The organism is Stenotrophomonas sp. STEN240 (assembly GCF_056756175.1).
Genome location: NZ_JBRRBO010000014.1, coordinates 64,723 through 80,000 on the forward strand (window position 1 = coordinate 64,723; position 15,278 = coordinate 80,000).

The 15,278-nt window shown below is 64.3% G+C and carries 13 protein-coding genes; 7 read left to right on the forward strand and 6 right to left on the reverse strand.

All coding sequences use genetic code 11. The features are described 5' to 3' along the window. The first annotated feature begins 156 nt into the window (after window positions 1–156). Window positions 157–909: a transporter gene (locus ACVOKO_RS08710; RefSeq protein ID WP_346498534.1), complete on the forward strand. Its 753-nt coding sequence runs from the start codon at window positions 157–159 to the stop codon at window positions 907–909. Between the two features lie 9 nt (window positions 910–918). Here the strand turns inward: ACVOKO_RS08710 and phaZ7 are convergent, their stop codons facing one another. After that, on the reverse strand, window positions 919–2,058 hold the full coding sequence (phaZ7, locus tag ACVOKO_RS08715; protein ID WP_346498535.1) for an extracellular native short-chain-length polyhydroxyalkanoate depolymerase PhaZ7: 1,140 nt from the start codon (window positions 2,056–2,058) through the stop codon (window positions 919–921). Window positions 2,059–2,178: 120 nt separating this feature from the next. Beyond that, window positions 2,179–3,084, reverse strand: a complete 906-nt coding sequence (locus ACVOKO_RS08720) for a LysR family transcriptional regulator ArgP (RefSeq protein ID WP_346498536.1) — start codon at window positions 3,082–3,084, stop codon at window positions 2,179–2,181. A 134-nt stretch (window positions 3,085–3,218) separates the two neighbouring features. Here ACVOKO_RS08720 and ACVOKO_RS08725 point away from each other — a divergent pair, with 134 nt between their 5' ends. Continuing rightward, complete coding sequence (locus ACVOKO_RS08725) at window positions 3,219–3,854, forward strand: LysE/ArgO family amino acid transporter (RefSeq protein WP_346498537.1); 636 nt, start codon at window positions 3,219–3,221, stop codon at window positions 3,852–3,854. A gap of 57 nt (window positions 3,855–3,911) precedes the next feature. Here ACVOKO_RS08725 and ACVOKO_RS08730 read toward each other — a convergent pair whose 3' ends face one another. Beyond that, entirely contained in the window at window positions 3,912–6,647 is a 2,736-nt protein-coding gene (locus ACVOKO_RS08730) for a bifunctional diguanylate cyclase/phosphodiesterase (protein ID WP_346498538.1), read from the reverse strand. 302 nt (window positions 6,648–6,949) lie between these two features. Further along, the gene (locus tag ACVOKO_RS08735) at window positions 6,950–7,753 is read right to left on the reverse strand and encodes a carboxylesterase family protein (RefSeq protein WP_346498539.1); all 804 of its coding nucleotides are present in this window, start codon (window positions 7,751–7,753) and stop codon (window positions 6,950–6,952) included. A gap of 104 nt (window positions 7,754–7,857) precedes the next feature. Between ACVOKO_RS08735 and ACVOKO_RS08740 the strand changes: the two genes are divergently transcribed. Next, the gene (locus ACVOKO_RS08740) at window positions 7,858–8,148 is read left to right on the forward strand and encodes a hypothetical protein (RefSeq protein ID WP_346498540.1); all 291 of its coding nucleotides are present in this window, start codon (window positions 7,858–7,860) and stop codon (window positions 8,146–8,148) included. Between the two features lie 178 nt (window positions 8,149–8,326). Here ACVOKO_RS08740 and ACVOKO_RS08745 read toward each other — a convergent pair whose 3' ends face one another. Next, complete coding sequence (locus tag ACVOKO_RS08745; RefSeq protein WP_346498541.1) at window positions 8,327–9,118, reverse strand: IclR family transcriptional regulator; 792 nt, start codon at window positions 9,116–9,118, stop codon at window positions 8,327–8,329. A 1,030-nt stretch (window positions 9,119–10,148) separates the two neighbouring features. Here ACVOKO_RS08745 and ACVOKO_RS08750 point away from each other — a divergent pair. Beyond that, a complete protein-coding gene (locus ACVOKO_RS08750) occupies window positions 10,149–11,162 on the forward strand; it encodes an HDOD domain-containing protein (RefSeq protein ID WP_346498542.1) in 1,014 nt (337 codons plus the stop codon). Window positions 11,163–11,230: 68 nt separating this feature from the next. Here ACVOKO_RS08750 and ACVOKO_RS08755 read toward each other — a convergent pair whose 3' ends face one another. Continuing rightward, on the reverse strand, window positions 11,231–12,802 hold the full coding sequence (locus ACVOKO_RS08755) for a phospholipase D family protein (RefSeq protein WP_346498543.1): 1,572 nt from the start codon (window positions 12,800–12,802) through the stop codon (window positions 11,231–11,233). A 123-nt stretch (window positions 12,803–12,925) separates the two neighbouring features. On the opposite strand from ACVOKO_RS08755, the gene sstT reads away from it, so the two are divergent. Genes sstT through ACVOKO_RS08770 form a run of 3 tightly spaced genes read left to right on the forward strand, consistent with a single transcriptional unit; the run spans window position 12,926 to window position 15,158 of the window. Next, on the forward strand, window positions 12,926–14,131 hold the full coding sequence (sstT, locus tag ACVOKO_RS08760; RefSeq protein ID WP_062168363.1) for a serine/threonine transporter SstT: 1,206 nt from the start codon (window positions 12,926–12,928) through the stop codon (window positions 14,129–14,131). After that, a complete protein-coding gene (locus ACVOKO_RS08765; protein WP_346498544.1) occupies window positions 14,131–14,859 on the forward strand; it encodes an AzlC family ABC transporter permease in 729 nt (242 codons plus the stop codon). Before sstT ends, ACVOKO_RS08765 begins: the two co-directional genes overlap by 1 nt. Next, complete coding sequence (locus ACVOKO_RS08770) at window positions 14,856–15,158, forward strand: AzlD domain-containing protein (RefSeq protein ID WP_346498545.1); 303 nt, start codon at window positions 14,856–14,858, stop codon at window positions 15,156–15,158. Before ACVOKO_RS08765 ends, ACVOKO_RS08770 begins: the two co-directional genes overlap by 4 nt. Window positions 15,159–15,278 lie beyond the last annotated feature (120 nt).

Sequence of the window (15,278 nt, forward strand, 5' to 3'; positions counted from 1 at the left end):
GATCCGCACCGTAGCCCGGGTAAGCGAAGCGCACCCGGGAAGCCAGCAGCTCTACAGACACCCATCCGTCGGGCGAACGCCGCCAAGCCAGTGGCTACCCGACGATGCGCGCCACGTTCACACGGTCAAGCACGGCCGCTGTGGACCATGGCCGCCATGAACCTCCCGATCCCTCTGTTTGTCGTACTCGCGCTGGCCGCCCCTTACGCCCGTGCCGATGACGCGCCCGAATTCGACCGGCCCGGCATTGGTTTTTCCACAAGTACGATTGGCAAGCAGGTGTGGGCGTGGGAGCAGGGGCTGCCCGATGCCAGCCGTGACCGCAGCGGCGGCGTGACGGTCACCCAGTGGAGTGCAGACACGCTGCTGCGCTATGGTCTGGCCGATACGCTGGAGTTGCAGCTGGGCGCCGACAGCTGGGCCGGATTGCGTGTACGTGGCGCGGGCCTGCATGTGGATGAGAAGGGCGGTGGCGATGGCAATGTGGCGCTGAAATGGGCGCCAACGCTGGCCAGTGATCAGCTCACCTTGGCCCTCAAGGCCGGCGCCACGCTGCCCTGGGGCCGGGCGCCATTGGGCGATGGCGGGCACGACTACGATCTGGGTATCAGCGTTGCCTGGGCATTGCCGGGCGATAGCAGTCTTGCTCTGTATGCCGACCGCCAATGGGGCGACAGCGGCAAGGGCTGGTTGTTCTCGCCCAGCTACAGCATCACGGTGGCCGACGATGTTTCGGCCTATGTCGAAGCCGGTTACGGCACCGGCGCGCAATACATGCGTGCGGCCGGTGCCGGTGTCACCTGGATGGCGCGCCCGCGCCTGCAGCTGGATGCCTCGGTGTTGCGTGGACTGGATGCGGACACCATCGACTGGCAGGGCGGGCTGGGCGTGTCGATCTACTTCGACTGAGCGGTGCGCTCAGCGATTCAGCGCGGGCCCGTAAACGCCGCTGTAGCCTGCCGCGCAATCGCTGCTGCAATCACTGCCGAGCATGTTGCGGACGATCAGGCCGGCGTTGTTCTTGGAGCGGAAGTGGCCAACGCCGCTGCTGGTATCGCCGCCACCGAAGTTGTAAGGGCTGCCATCGCTCCAGTTCCAGTCGAAGCTGTAGGCGCTGCTGCCGGCGCCTACATCGACCTGGGCGTAAACATTGGTGCTGCTGTTGAACAGCGCGCCATCGGCACAGCCAGCGCTGTAGCTGGTGGTGAAGCAATGCACCTGGTCACGCGAGCCGGCGGTGATGGTGTAGAAGCGGATGCCGGTATAGCTGGCCGGGAAGGTCCGCAGGCTGCCGCTGCCACTGCCGGTCCAGCGGTTGTAGCCGTAGTAGCTGACGCCGGTGCTTGGGTACAGGCCAAAGGTGTAGTAGTTGTACGGGTAGACGTAGGCCTCGGCATTGCAGGTGGGCGCCAGCGTGGATTGATAGCCGGTGCTGCGGCAGGTCTGCAGGCCGCGCAGGCCGCCGGCGATATTGATGAAGCGCCGCACGCTGGCCTGGTTGCCGGAGTACTTGATCATCGCCAGCGCCATGGTTGAACCCAGCGAATGGCTGACGATGTCGACCTGGCTCTTGCCGGTATAGGCCTTGACCTTGTCGATGAAGGTCTTGAGCACCTGATAGGTAGCCGGGGAGTGGTAGTTGTACTGCGGCGCGGCGCGCTCGCTGGCGCTGAGGTAGGTGATTCCGAACAGTTCGCAATCGTTGTAGCCGGCTGCCTTGAGCTCGGCATAGATCGAGCGTGGCGGGGTGGTGAAGCCGCTCACCGCGCCGGCTGGCATGTCGAAGCTGATCGCGCTGTCGCCATTGCCGGGGATGAACACCACCGGGGTCTTGGTCGCGGTGCAGCTACCACCGCCAAAACCGCCCTGGCCGACGCCTGGGTTGAAGCCGCCGGCGTACTGGTTGGCGGTGCCGCTGCAGGTGTAGCCATTGTTGCTGCCACAGTCCAGCGCCTCGGCACGGGCCGGCATCAACATCAGCATGGCACCGGCCAGCGGCGCGGCCAGCGCACCGAGCAGCCAGCAGGAAACGACGGGGACAGACCGGTTGATCGACATCTGGCAGCTCCTCACGGGTGGGCGTTGCGATCAACGCAGCATCCGCCCGGGCGCCGGGTACAGACAGTGTCCTTTAGGGAAACTTGCAACGCAGCATGTGTTCGTCCGCCAGCCGCCTGCTTACTTGCGCTTGCGCACCAGCGAGGTCGAGGCCTGCAGGATGGCGCGGGTCAGCAGGGCCATGGTCTTGACCTCGCCCTTCCAGTGCTGCCAGTACAGCGGCACGTCTTCCCAGGCGCGCGCCTTGACGTAGACCAGGCGGCCGCTGTCCAGGTGCCGGCGCACCAGCGGCAGCGGGTTCATGGTCCAGCCCAGCCCGCCAAGATTGGCGTGGACAAAGGCGCGGGTTGAAGGAATCCACCAGGTGGGCGCGTTGTGTGGCTGTTCGACCCCGGCCAGACGCCGCGCATAGCGGGCCTGCATATCGTCCTTGCGGTTGAACACCAGCACCGGCGCCTGGGCCAAAGCCTGTGCGGTGACGCCCTTGGCAAAGTAGCGGGCATGGAACTCGGGGGTGCAGGTGGCGGCGTAGCGGATGCTGCCCAGGGCGTGGATCTGGCAGCCCTGCACCGGCTCGGACAGGGTGGTGACCGCGCCCATCACCGCGCCCTGGCGCAGCAGGGCGACGGTATGGTCCTGGTCTTCGGTATGCAGGTCCAGGGTGGTGGAGGTGCTCTGCGAGAAGCTCTGCACCGCCTCCGGGAACCAGGTTTCCATGCTGTCGTGGTTGACCGCCACCGGGATGCTGGCACGTGGCAGCTCGGCATCGCTGAGGCCAATACGTTCGAACGCATCACGCTCGAGCAGGGCGGTCTGCTCGGCCAGCTGTACCAGCACCTGGCCTTCCGGTGTCGCCTCGGTGGGGATGGTGCGCTTGATCAGCAGTTTGCCGACTCTGTCCTCCAGCGCCTTGATCCGCTGCGATACCGCCGAGGCGGTGACATTCAACGACAACGCGGCACGCTCGAAGCTGCCTTCACGGATCACTGCAGCCAAGGCCCGCAGCTGGGCGTGGTCGATGCGCATATTAAGTTCTGCTAAAGACGGTTAACTAAGTTTAGCTCTACTTTTTGATGCTGCATTGCGACAATTGTCGCGTCCGGACGTGCCGGTGGGTTCTCCCGCTGCGTCCATCCCCCCAAGTAACAAGGTTGTTTCCCATGTTTTCGGTCATTTCCGCCCAAGCCGCAGGCAGTGCCTGGCTCAGTGGTGCCGGTATCGGTATTGGTCTGTTCGCCATCGTTGGTGCGCAGAGTGCGTTCATCCTGCGCCAAGGCATCATGCGCCAGCACGTGATTCCGATCATCGCCACCTGTTTCGCCATCGACGCGGTGTTCATCCTGGCCAGCGTGGCCGGCTTGCGCCAGCTGACCGATCAGCTGCCGTGGCTGACCACCGTGCTGCTCTGGGGTGGCGTGGCCTTCCTTACCTGGTATGCGCTGCAGTCGGCGCGCCGCGCGGTAGTGGGCGGTGGCGGCATGAAGCTGGACGACAACGGCGAGCAGTCACTGCGTACCGCGCTGATGGCGGCGGCCGGTTTCTCCATCATCAACCCGCATTTCTGGCTGGACATGATGGTGATCGGTTCCATTGCCGACAACTTTGGTGATTCGCGCATGGCGTTTGCTGCCGGTGTGGTCACCGCCAGCGGCGTGTGGCTGACCGTGCAGGGGCTGGGCGCGCGGATGCTGGCACCGTTGTTCACCAAGCCGTCCACCTGGCGGATTCTGGATGGCACCATCGCGGTGATCCTGAGTGTGCTTGCATTGACCCTGGCGATCCGCGGGGTGAACTAAACCCGCAGTTGCCGGCACAGCTTCTGCTGGGCCGGCAGCAGGCCGGGTTGCGGTGGCTCAGCTGTCGCGGTTCCAGCGCATGGGCCAGTCGCGGATGAACTCATCCACCTGCGCCAGCGGCATCGGCCTGCCGAATACATAGCCCTGGCCTTCGGCGCAGTGCTCTTCGGTGAGCTGCGCCAGTTGCGCCTGGGTCTCCACCCCTTCAATGGTGGAGGTGATGCCGAGCTTGGCGCACAGGTGCGAAACCGCACCGATGATGGCGCTGCCCTGGCTCTGTTCGCCAAGGTCGCGGATGAAGGACTTGTCGATCTTTACCTTGTCGAACGGGAACGCGCGCAGATAGCCCAGCGACGAGTAACCCGTGCCGAAGTCGTCCATCACGATCGATACGCCGGCCATCTTCAGCCGCAGCAGGTGCGCCGATGCCGCCTGGATGTTGGCGATCAGGGCGTTCTCGGTGATTTCCAACTTCAGCCGGGACGGCGCCAGGCCGGTTGCGGCCAGAACCTGTTCAACGGCCTCGGCCAGGTTGGGCTGGGCCAGCTGCGATACCGACAGGTTCACCGCCACCTTCATCTGCTCCGGCCATTGGCAGGCGTCGTGCGCGGCCCGGCGCAACACCCAGTCACCCAAGACCACCATCATGCCGATGTCCTCGGCCAGGCCCAGGAAGTGGACGGGTTCAAGCAGGCCGCGCTGTGGATGGTTCCAGCGCAGCAGGGCTTCGAAGCCACTGACGCTGCGCTGGCGCAGATCCACCAGGGGTTGGTAGTGCAGTTCAAACTGCTGCTGTTGCAGCGCCGTGCGAAGTTCGGTTTCCAGTTGCCGGCGGCGCTGCATGCGGGTGTCCATCTCCGCCTCGAAGAAGCGATAGCAGCCACGGCCCTCATCCTTGGCCCGGTACAGCGCCAGGTCGGCATTGCGCATCAGGCTATCGGTGGCAGTGGACTGGCTGTCGATCAGTACGATGCCGATGCTGGTGCTGACCACGAATTGATGTCCCTCCAACTCGACGCTGCGGCCCAGTTCCTCCACCAGCCGTGCGGCCAGCGAGGATGCGGCTTCGGGAGCACGGCTCTCCGGTGCCATCAGCACCGCGAACTCATCACCGCCCAGGCGGGCCACCAGATCATTGCCGCGCACACAGCCGAGGATGCGCTGTGCAACCTGCTGCAGCAGGCGGTCGCCGCTGGGATGGCCGAGGCTGTCGTTGACCTCCTTGAAGCGGTCCAGGTCCAACAGCAGCAAGGCACTGCGGTGGCCACGGCGGGCAGCGAGAAGGGCGTGTTCGAGTTTTTCAAACAACACAGCGCGATTGGGTAACCCGGTCAGTGGATCGTGCTGGGCCAGATAGGCGATGCGGGCCTGGGCCTGGCGGCGTGCGTCCACATCTTCCAACACGCCGGCCCAACTGCTCTGGGTGTGGCCGATGCGCGCGCCGCGTGCCCGCAGCCAGCGCCAATTCCCATGCAGATCGAGGATGCGGAACTCCACATCCAATGGCGTCAAGGTCGCGGCGGTGAAGCTCTGCTCCAGCGCGATTTCGATCTGTGCCAGATCGTCCTCGTTGACCCGGCGCAGCCATCCCTTGCCGAGCGCATGATCATCGGGCTGGCCGGTCAACTCGCGCCAACCGGTGGCCGAAAGCACCCGGCCGTTGCGGTCCGATTGCCAAAGTACCAGCGCTCCAGCTTCGGCCACGGCGCGGTAACGCTGTTCGCTGGCCTTGAGGTCACGGGCAAGATCGCGCGCTTCATCGGCGCTTTTCTTCAATGCATCCACGGTGCCACTGAGGCTGCTCTGCAGGCTGCGTACTTCGCGGATGCTGGACGGTTGCGGATCGGGAGGGCCGGGCGTGTTGGCCACAACGCTGTGGCTGCGCTGGGCCAGCGAGCGGATCGGCAGCAGGATGCTGCGGGCAATGGCATGGGCGAACAGAAGGGCGATCAGCGCCGCCACGATGCCACCGAAAATGATCCCGAGCAGGGGCTGTTGCCAGCGTGCCTGGAAGCTCTGTTGTGGTTCACCCACCACCAATGCCCAGCCGGGCGCGGCCTGCAGCATGTGGAAGGCCAGGATGATCGGTGTGCCTTCCTTGCTGTTGGCGTCGATCAGGCCCTGCTGGCCGCCGCGGCGTTGCAGGATGTCCCAGTCGGGCACGGGTTTGCCGATGAAACGTTCCGGCGACAGTGAGCGTGCGGCAATGACGCCCTTGCTGTCGACCACGGCAGCGAGCAGGTGGTGGTCACTGCCGGCGCCGGTGATGCTGGCGATCAAGCGGTTGGAGGGCTGCACCAGGGTCAGCACGCGGGTGGTTCCGGCAGCTTCGAAGGGCAACGCGATGGCCACTTCAGGGGCCTTGCTGTCGATATTGGTGAACAGGTCCGAGACCTGCACCTTGCCCTCGCGGCGTGCGTCGTACAGCAGGTCTGAGGGCAGGGTGCGGGCATCCGCACTGTCGTCCTGGATCAGCCGGATGTCCGGATTCTGGCGTGCCCATGCCTGCAGTTCCGGGGCGGTGTGCTGCAACTGCGGCGCCAGCAACGACAGCAGGCGCAGCTGGTTGATGTTGTCCTCGATGCCTTGATCCACGCCGCGGGCCAGGGCGGTAGCGGTCTCCTGCAGGCGCTGCTCCGAGCTTTGGCGGTAGTCGCGCGCTGCATTCCAGACCGCAAAGGCGCCGATCACCAGCAGTGGCAACAGGGTGGCAAGAATGAGCAGGTGCAGCCGCGAATAGAGACCACGGGGACGCGGCAACGGGTCAAACGTTGCCGATGCGGTAGTTGCCAAGCCTGAGTCTCCGGTTTCCGTTACAGCGTAATGCGTTGCATCGCCGCAGCCGCAGGTGGCAGGCACGGCGTGGCGCTGTTATGGCACGAACCGTCCTTGTTTGTGAAGGGATGCAGAAGCGTGCGCCTGTGCCTGCAACTGTCCAATCCACGCTGTGTAGGAACGGTGTAGGCGGGGCGGCTGGTGCGTGATTGCCATCAAGCTATCGCTGCTGGCGCATCGGCTCGCCGCCGAGGCATGCAAACATGGGCACTGCGGTGGGTTTGCCGCCTGCGCAAAGGGCAGGCGGCGCCGCCGGCCGGTCAATGGCGCTGCTGGCTGAACAGCCATTGCCACATGGCAGGATTGCGATAGGTCGGGTCCCAGGCGTTGTGGGGGACGTCGGGGTACTCCGTATAGCGCCAGCCCGCGCCCAGTTGCTGGCTGGCGGCGGCGATGGCGCGGTCATCGGTGGTGGGGACCAGTTGGTCCAGCGCGCCATGGAAGATCCAGGTCGGCACATCGCGCAGGCGCGCCACCGTGGCCTGGTAGGGATCGTCGGCGTTGGCTACCTGGTCCACCATCAGGCCCGGGCGGTCGGCACGCGGTGCGCGCAGGGCGCCGCAGATCGGGACCAGCGCGGCGAACTGATCGGGCCGGGTCAGGGCCAGTTCCCAGCTGCCGTAGCCGCCCATCGAGATACCAGTGAGATAGATGCGGCGCGGGTCGGCAGCGAACTCGGCGCTGGCCGCATCCAGCACGGCCAGCGCCATGCGTGCATTGCGCCCGCGCCATTCCTCGTTCTCCGGCACTTGTGGGAACACCACCAGCGCCGGGAACGTATCGGGGTTCTGGGTCAGCCAAGGGCCAATGCCGGCCAGCGTTGGCTTGAGCCCGTCATCGCCACGTTCGCCCGAGCCGTGCAGGAACAACACCAGCGGGCGGGCACCGGGCGGCGTTGCCGCAGTGGCCGGTACAAATACCTGATAACGGAATTGGTGGCCTTCGAAATCCAGCTGCCGCGCCACGAACCGCCCATGCGCCTGGGTGCTGGTAGCTGAGGTGGGCGTACTGCTGCAGCCCAGCAGCAGGCCCAGCAGGCAAAGCGATAAAACAATGCGACCCATGGCGGCGGACTCTGTTGTGGATTGCAGCAGCGTAGCCTGATTGGTGCTGTGCCAGAATAATTGCAGCGACACCGCTGCGGCGGCGGATTCTACGGGAGTGGTGCATGAAGAAATTACTGATCGTCGTGCTGGCGGCGCTGCTGGCCGCGTGCAGCCAGGGTTTGAGCGGCACCTGGAGCGACAGCATGGGCATGGTGAGCTACACCTTTGCCTCCGATGGCAAGGTGATGGTCGAAATGCTGGGCAAGTCGCAGCAGACCCACTACGCCCGCGAAGGCGACACGCTGAAGGTCGAGGTACCTGACAGCAACGGCGAGATGCTGGAGTTCACGCTCAATGAGGACGGTTCGCTGCAGGGGCCGATGGGCGTCCGTCTGCAGAAGCAGGAAAAGTAAGCCAATACCGCTACCGCGTTGCGACGACGCTGGTAACGGGCACGATTACGCTTGCAGGGCAACGAAGGGGAGCTGGCGCTGCGCCGCTCCGCGCTTGCAGCAGCTGGCGCCGGCATACAAAGGGCGGATGACTGGACGTGTGGCAACAACCCGGTTTCTGGCCGCGCCTGGCGCGCAGCTAGACGGTGTGCAGGAACTTTTCGAGTTCATGCGCGGCCTTCTGCACCTGCGTGCTCAGTGAGGTCTTCAGGTCTGCTGGCAGGACCGAGCGCGGAACCATGACGCTGATCGACGCCACCACGTTGCCGTCACGGTCCCGCAGCGGGTAGGCCACCGCGGATACCCCGGGCTGGTAGAAAGACTCGCTGATGGCATGGCCACGCCGGTAGTCGCTGCCGAGCAGTTCGATCAGCTCCTGCGGCGTCTTCGGGCCCTGCTCGGTGGTGAAGGAGAGGCTGGGCTCGGGGAACAGTTGGCTGAGGTCCTGCTGTGGCAGGGCCATCAGCAATACCCGGCCAATGGCGGTGGAATGCGCAGGCAGGCGCGTACCCACGCCCACCGCAGCCGCTGCTTCGCCAACCGCGCTGGCCCGTGCGACGTAGACGATCTCGCGACCATCCAGCACGCACAGCTGTGCCGAATAGCTGGTGATATCGCGCAGGCGCTGTATCACCGGCCGCCCGATCTGCACGATGTCCATTGATGACAGATAGTCAAAGCCAAGGCGCAGCACGCTGATGCCCAGGCTATAGCCGCCACTGGCGCTATTGCGTGTAAGGAAACGCATCTGCTCCAGCGTCTGCACCGTGCGGTACACCGATGCTTTGGGCAGACCAGTGCGCTGACAGACCTGGGTGAAACTCAGCTCGCCATTCTGTCCAAACAGCTGCAACATGTTCAGGCCTTTCTCCAGAGCCGGCACCATGTAGCGGGTCTGTTCTTTCAAGGGTGTTGCATGGGGCGATGACATTACCGTCTTCCCTTTAGTTGAAGACAAAGCCGCCATTGACGGGCAGGCGCTGTGCGCTGACGAAACCCGCCAGGCTGGACGGCGGGTACGGAAGGTGTCGTCGATGTCGGTGGGGTATCGGTGGCATTGCAGACAGCGGCCGCAGCGGATGCCGGCCACCGCTCAAGGCAGCGGGTACTTGCCTCTGCTGTCCCTGAAGAAACCCTCGCGTTGCACGGCATGGCCAAGCGGACAGACCAGCTTCGGTGGCGTAGCCGCCATCGACCAGGAAACTGCGGGGCTCCTTGCCTTTCATCGTGGTGGCAAAGCGGCGCCCGCCGCGCACCCGCATTGTGTTGCAGCCGGTTTTACAGCGCATATGGTTTGCCCGTGCGTGGCTATTGAGGGAGTGGTTTTATATTTGGAACTAAATCCAAATACATAAACTTCTATTGACCATAGCAATGATTGGATTTACTGCAATCGGGGAAGTTGCCATTTGCCTGTGCTGTTATTCACAAATCTGGTATTTGGTGCGCACTGTTTGCTTGGTTTGGATATGGCCTTCCCTTGGCCGTTGCTGTGCAGCGTGATTATGGTTTAGCGGGTGAAACCAAGTATTTGATGCTGCCCTTCAAAGTCTCGCGTGCGGCTTGAGTCTGGTGTCAGCGATCTAATGAGGGGAATTTTGGTGAATGATTGATTTGTAAGGGTTTTATTGGGATTCAGTTGGGAATTTTCGGCCTGGCGGGCTGGTTTTTCGTGACCTTCCATTACCGTAATTATTGGTTTTAATAATTACCATTTTTTCGGAATTTACAATATGGAATTTCGCATTTCCGGTTATTTTGAGATTCGTCCTAAAGGCAGGTTTGGCGGCGGCGCGCCGTGGACCTGCAGATGTTGTTTCATTGGCCTGTGCAGCGGTCCGGCTGGGTGGCTAAAGAAGGGTGAGGGCGGGCCGATATAGCAGGCAGGCTTCCGCGTGGATGTTTTCTGCTTTCTCATGGTGATTATTTCGGCAGTGCTTGCAGCAGTTGTGGTCGGAGGCTTGGTCTGGCTCTGGCTGCGAGGCCGTGACGACGCGCCGCAGCCGCGGCGCCGCGTGTATGTGGCCCCGGCTGTTGCGGCCTCCCCAGCCGGAACGCCCGGTCCGGCGATCTGCGCCGACGACCTGCAGCGGCGCTTTCTGTTGAGCGCGCTTGGCGCAGCGGAAATACCGGCCGACGCGCTGCGGGTGCAGCGGGCGGTGGTCGATGACGTGGTGGCAGCGCTCAGTCGTGCCGATTTGTCCTCGCGCTACACGCCACGGCGGCCAAATCTGTTGCCGCAGCTGATCCAGAGCGTCAATGACAGCACGGCCTCCTCGCGTTCGATCGCGCGGATCATCGGCAGCGATGCGGTGCTGGCGGCCACCTTGCTGCGCATCGCCAACAGTCCGCTGTACCGGCTGCAGCAACAGGATGTGCAGAGCATCGAGCGTGCGGTCACCCTGATCGGCAACGATGGCATCCGCCAGATCATTTCCGCTGCGCTGGTGCAGCCGGTGATGGAGTCTGCCAGCGGGGTGGACGCCGAGTTCGCACGCCTGTTGTGGGAGTACACCTTGCGTGTGTCGCTGGCGGCGGCAGACCATGCCCGCAGCGTGGAGCGCGAGGATGGCTTTGCCGCACAGCTGGCTGGCCTGTTGTTGGGGCTGAGCGCAGCCATGGCGATGCAGGCTGCGGCCGATGTGCTGGTGCGGCCACCGCTACGGACGCGCGAGCCGGGTACCTTGCTGGACATACTGGAACGCTGCACGGCGCCTACCGCCGTGCGTATCGCCGAGCACTGGAAGCTGTCGGCGGCGATAGTGCAGGCACTCAAACAGGTGGACGCCGCCGCAGCTACCGGTCTGGCGCGCTCGCTGCAGATAGGCCAGCTTGCGGCCAGCGCGGCGATGCTGCACGCGCAGGGCTGGATGAGCGAGGCCGATGCCTGTGCCGCGCTTGCCAGCGAGCTGCCAGAACATGTGGCGACGTGGCTATGGAAGCGGATGAATCAGGCGGATGGCGTGCAGGAATAGGCCGCGCAGCCCGGTGAAGCGGTACTGCATTGGCCTTGCGTTGTGCGCTACATGGCGGCACGGGCGGCCTACAGCTGCGACTCCAACGGCAACCAGCTGATCACCCGCGTGCTGGCGCGTTGCATGAAGTTGGTATCCGGTTCGGTGCGCATGCTGATCGGCGGGGTCCTGGCGCGGTCCAGCCAACGCAGTTCGTGATCCTTGTTCAAATACACCCAGTAACTCAGCTCGGGGCTGGAGAGGCGTAGATATTCCTGGTGCAGGCGCGCGGCCAATACCGGGTCGTCGAACAGGGCGCCCATTTCGGTATTGAGGTAGGCCGAGCGCGGGTCGAGGTTGAACGAGCCGACAAAGCCGCGCCGGTCGTCAACCAGGAAGGCCTTGGTATGCAGGCTGGCACCGCTGCTGCCGAACGGCGAGGCCTTGCTGGTATGCCCGTGTGATTTCAGTTCGTACAGCTGCACGCCGCCGGCCAGCAGCGGGCGGCGGTAATGCATGTAGCCGCTATGCACGGCGGCCACGTCGTTGGCGGCCAGCGAGTTGGTGATGATGCCGATCTGCACGCCGTCGCGCACCTGCTCGATCAAGGCCTTGGTGCCGGTCGCGCCGGGGACGAAGTAGGGCGATATCAGCAGTGATTTATGCTCGGCGCTGCTCAGTACCTCGATCAGGCGGGTGACCAGCCATTGGCTGCTGTCACCACCACTGGGTTTGCGCGGCGGATCGGAACGGATGCGTACGTCCTTGGTCCAATGCAGGTCCAATTGTTTGCTGAGGTAGGCATCGCTGAGCCGTGCGCGCACGCGCTGCAGGTATGGCGCGGCCTCCTGCTGGCGTGCGTCCACTTCGGCCTGGCTGACGAAATTGGCCATCTGCTGGTCGGTGCTGTAATGCAGGGCGGCGATCGGCACCACCGCGTCGCTGTTCCAGAAGTCATCGAAGATGCTGCTCGCATCGCTGGCAACCGGGCCGGCCAGCAATAGATCGAGGTCGCGGAAGTTCACGTCCGGGCGCGCGTCGAAATATTCGGCGCCGATATTGCGACCACCGACGATGGCCACACGGCCATCTGCGATCCATGCCTTGTTGTGCATGCGGTGGTTGATGCTGAAGGCCCTTTGCACCATTTCGACCAGGCGCCACAGGCCGTCGCGGTTGCGGAACGGGTTGTACAGGCGGATCTCGATGTTGGGGTGCTGGTCCAGTGCCAGCATCTGCGGGTCCAGGCCGGCGGCATTCATGTCGTCCAGCAGCAGGCGCACGCGTACACCGCGCTCGGCGGCCTGGTAGACATCGTGGGCCAGCAGGTGGCCGAGCAGGTCGTCGTGCCACATGTAGTACTGCAGGTCCAGGCTGCGCCCCGCCTGGCGGGTGACGATGGAGCGTGCTGCATACGCTTCGAGCCCGTCTGAGAGGTAGACCGCGCCGCTTTTGCCAGGGTTCTGGGCCAGCAGTGGCTGCAGCTGGCGGTCGATCAAGGTCTGCTGTGGCTGCAGCGGCAAGACCTGCGAAGGCAGGCCAACGGCCTTGGGCGTCAGGTGATCGCCCAGCAGCAAGCCGCTGCCAACCAGCAACAGCAGCGCGCCGAACAGATAGGCCATCAAGCGCAGCAGACGGTGGGGGCGAGGCGGCTTGTTCATGTGCGCATCCTAGCGGTGTTCGTGTGTTGGCGGCATTTTGTCCTGCAGCCATGACGTTCCGGGGGTGCGGTGGGTGCCCCGGCTGGGCGAGAATCGGGGTTTGCGTTTGCCGCGAGCCCCGTAATGACCGAACGTTCTTCCTCCTTCCGAGCGCCCAGTCTGGTGCTGCAGATTGTCATCGGCCTGATCGCCGGCATCGTGTTGGCGATGGCCTGGCCGGCCGGGGCGACCGCCGTTGGCCTGCTCGGCACGGTGTTCATTTCCGCGCTGAAGGCGGTGGCGCCGGTCCTGGTGCTGGTGCTGGTGACGGCGTCCATCGCCAACCACCAGCACGGGCAGAAGACCCATATCCGGATGATTCTGCTGCTGTATGTGATCGGCACCCTGGCCGCGGCATTGGTTGGCGTTGCAGCCAGCTTCCTGTTCCCGAGCAAGCTGGCGCTGAAGGCTGCCGAGGCTGGCATGAGCGCGCCAGGTGGCATTGGCGAGGTGCTCAAGACCTTGTTGATGCAGATCGTCGACAACCCGGTGCATGCGCTGCTCAATGCCAACTACATCGGCTTGCTTGCCTGGGCGGTGGGCCTGGGCCTGGCCTTGCGTCACGCCAGTCAGACCACGCGCACGCTGGTCAGCGATCTGTCCGATGCCATCACCTGGGTGGTGCGGCTGGTGATCAAGCTGGCACCGCTGGGTGTGTTCGGCATTGTCGCCTCGCTGTTGGCCGAGTCCGGGTTGGGCGCATTGAAGCAATATGCGCATCTGCTGGCGGTGCTGGTTGGCGCGATGCTGTTCATGGCCTTTATCGGCAACCCGCTGATCGTGGCGGTGGTGACGCGGCGCAATCCGTATCCGCTGGTGCTGCGCTGCCTGCGTGAGAGCGGCATCACCGCGTTCTTCACCCGTTCCTCGGCCGCCAACATCCCGGTCAACATGGAGCTGTGCCGCAAGCTTGGCCTGCATGAGGAAACCTATTCGGTCGCCATTCCGCTGGGGGCGACCATCAACATGGCCGGTGCGGCAATCACGATCTCGGTGCTGACCCTGGCTGCGGTCAATACCCTGGGCTATCCGGTCGATCTGCCGACCGCTTTGCTGCTCAGCGTGCTGGCAGCGGTGGGTGCCTGTGGTGCCTCCGGTGTGCCTGGCGGTTCTTTGCTGCTGATTCCGCTGGCCTGTGGGTTGTTCGGCATTCCCAACGACATAGCGATGCAGGTGGTGGCGGTGGGCTTCATCGTCGGCGTGGTCCAGGACTCGGCTGAAACCGCCTTGAACTCGTCCACCGACGTGGTGTTTGTGGCTGCGGCCGAACAAGCGCGCGGACGCGGCTGATGGCCACCGCTGGGCGTATCACGCCAGCGGTACGCATCGGCATTTCGATAGCGATTGCGACTGGCCTGTACGGCATCTCGTTTGGTGCATTGGCGGTGGCATCGGGTTTCAGCGTGGCGCAGACCGCTGCGTTGAGCCTGTTGATGTTCACCGGCGGCTCGCAGTTTGCCTTCATCGGCGTGATCGGCGCCGGTGGTGCGGGGGCGGCGGCGTTTGGCGCAGCCACCTTGCTGGGTATCCGCAACGCGGTATACGGCGCGCAGATCAACCGCATGCTGAGCCCGCGTGGCTGGCTCAAGCCGGTGGCAGCACAGGTCACCATTGACGAATCGGCGGCAACCGCCGCCAGCCAGAGCGATCCGCGGGAGCAGCGGCGCGGTTTCTGGGTAGCCGGGCTGGGCGTGTACCTGTGCTGGAACCTGTTCACCCTGTTGGGAGCGCTGCTCGGTGATGCGCTGGGCGACCCCCGCCAATGGGGATTGGATGGCGCGGCGGTGGCCGCTTTCCTCGGGCTGCTGTGGCCGCGTCTGCGCTCACGTGAGCCGGTGGCCATTGCCGTGGTCTGCGCGCTGGTGACAGTGCTGGCGCTGCCGTGGCTGCCTGCCGGGGTGCCGATTCTGTTCGCCGCTGCCGTTGCGGCGGTGTGGGGCTGGTTCGGGCACGGCCCTGCCGATGAAGGGTTGGAGCCGGATGTCGCGCCCACGACCGGGCCGGAGTTGGAGCGATGACGCTGTGGGCGTGGATCGTGCTGGGCTGTATTGCCGCATGGGCGATCAAGTTTGCCGGCTATCTGGTGCCGGTGCGCTGGCTGCAGTCACCGCGCATGAACCGTGTTGCCGGTTGCCTGACGATAGGCTTGCTGGCCTCGTTGACGGCGATGAATACCGTTTCGGCCGGGCAGGGGCTGGCCTTCGACGCACGCATAGGCGCGTTGCTGGCAGCGGCGCTTGCGTTGATGCTGCGGCTGCCGTTTCTGCTGGTGGTGATTGTGGGTGCGGCGGCAGCGGCGGCTATACGGTTGCTTTGAGCGCTGCTGGCGGTTGTAGGAGCGGCGTAAGCCGCGAAGCCGGTGCTTTGTCCGCGCGCTGATCGCCTGTCACTGCAGATTGTTTGATGGCGTTTTGTTTCGTGACCGGAGAGATGGTCA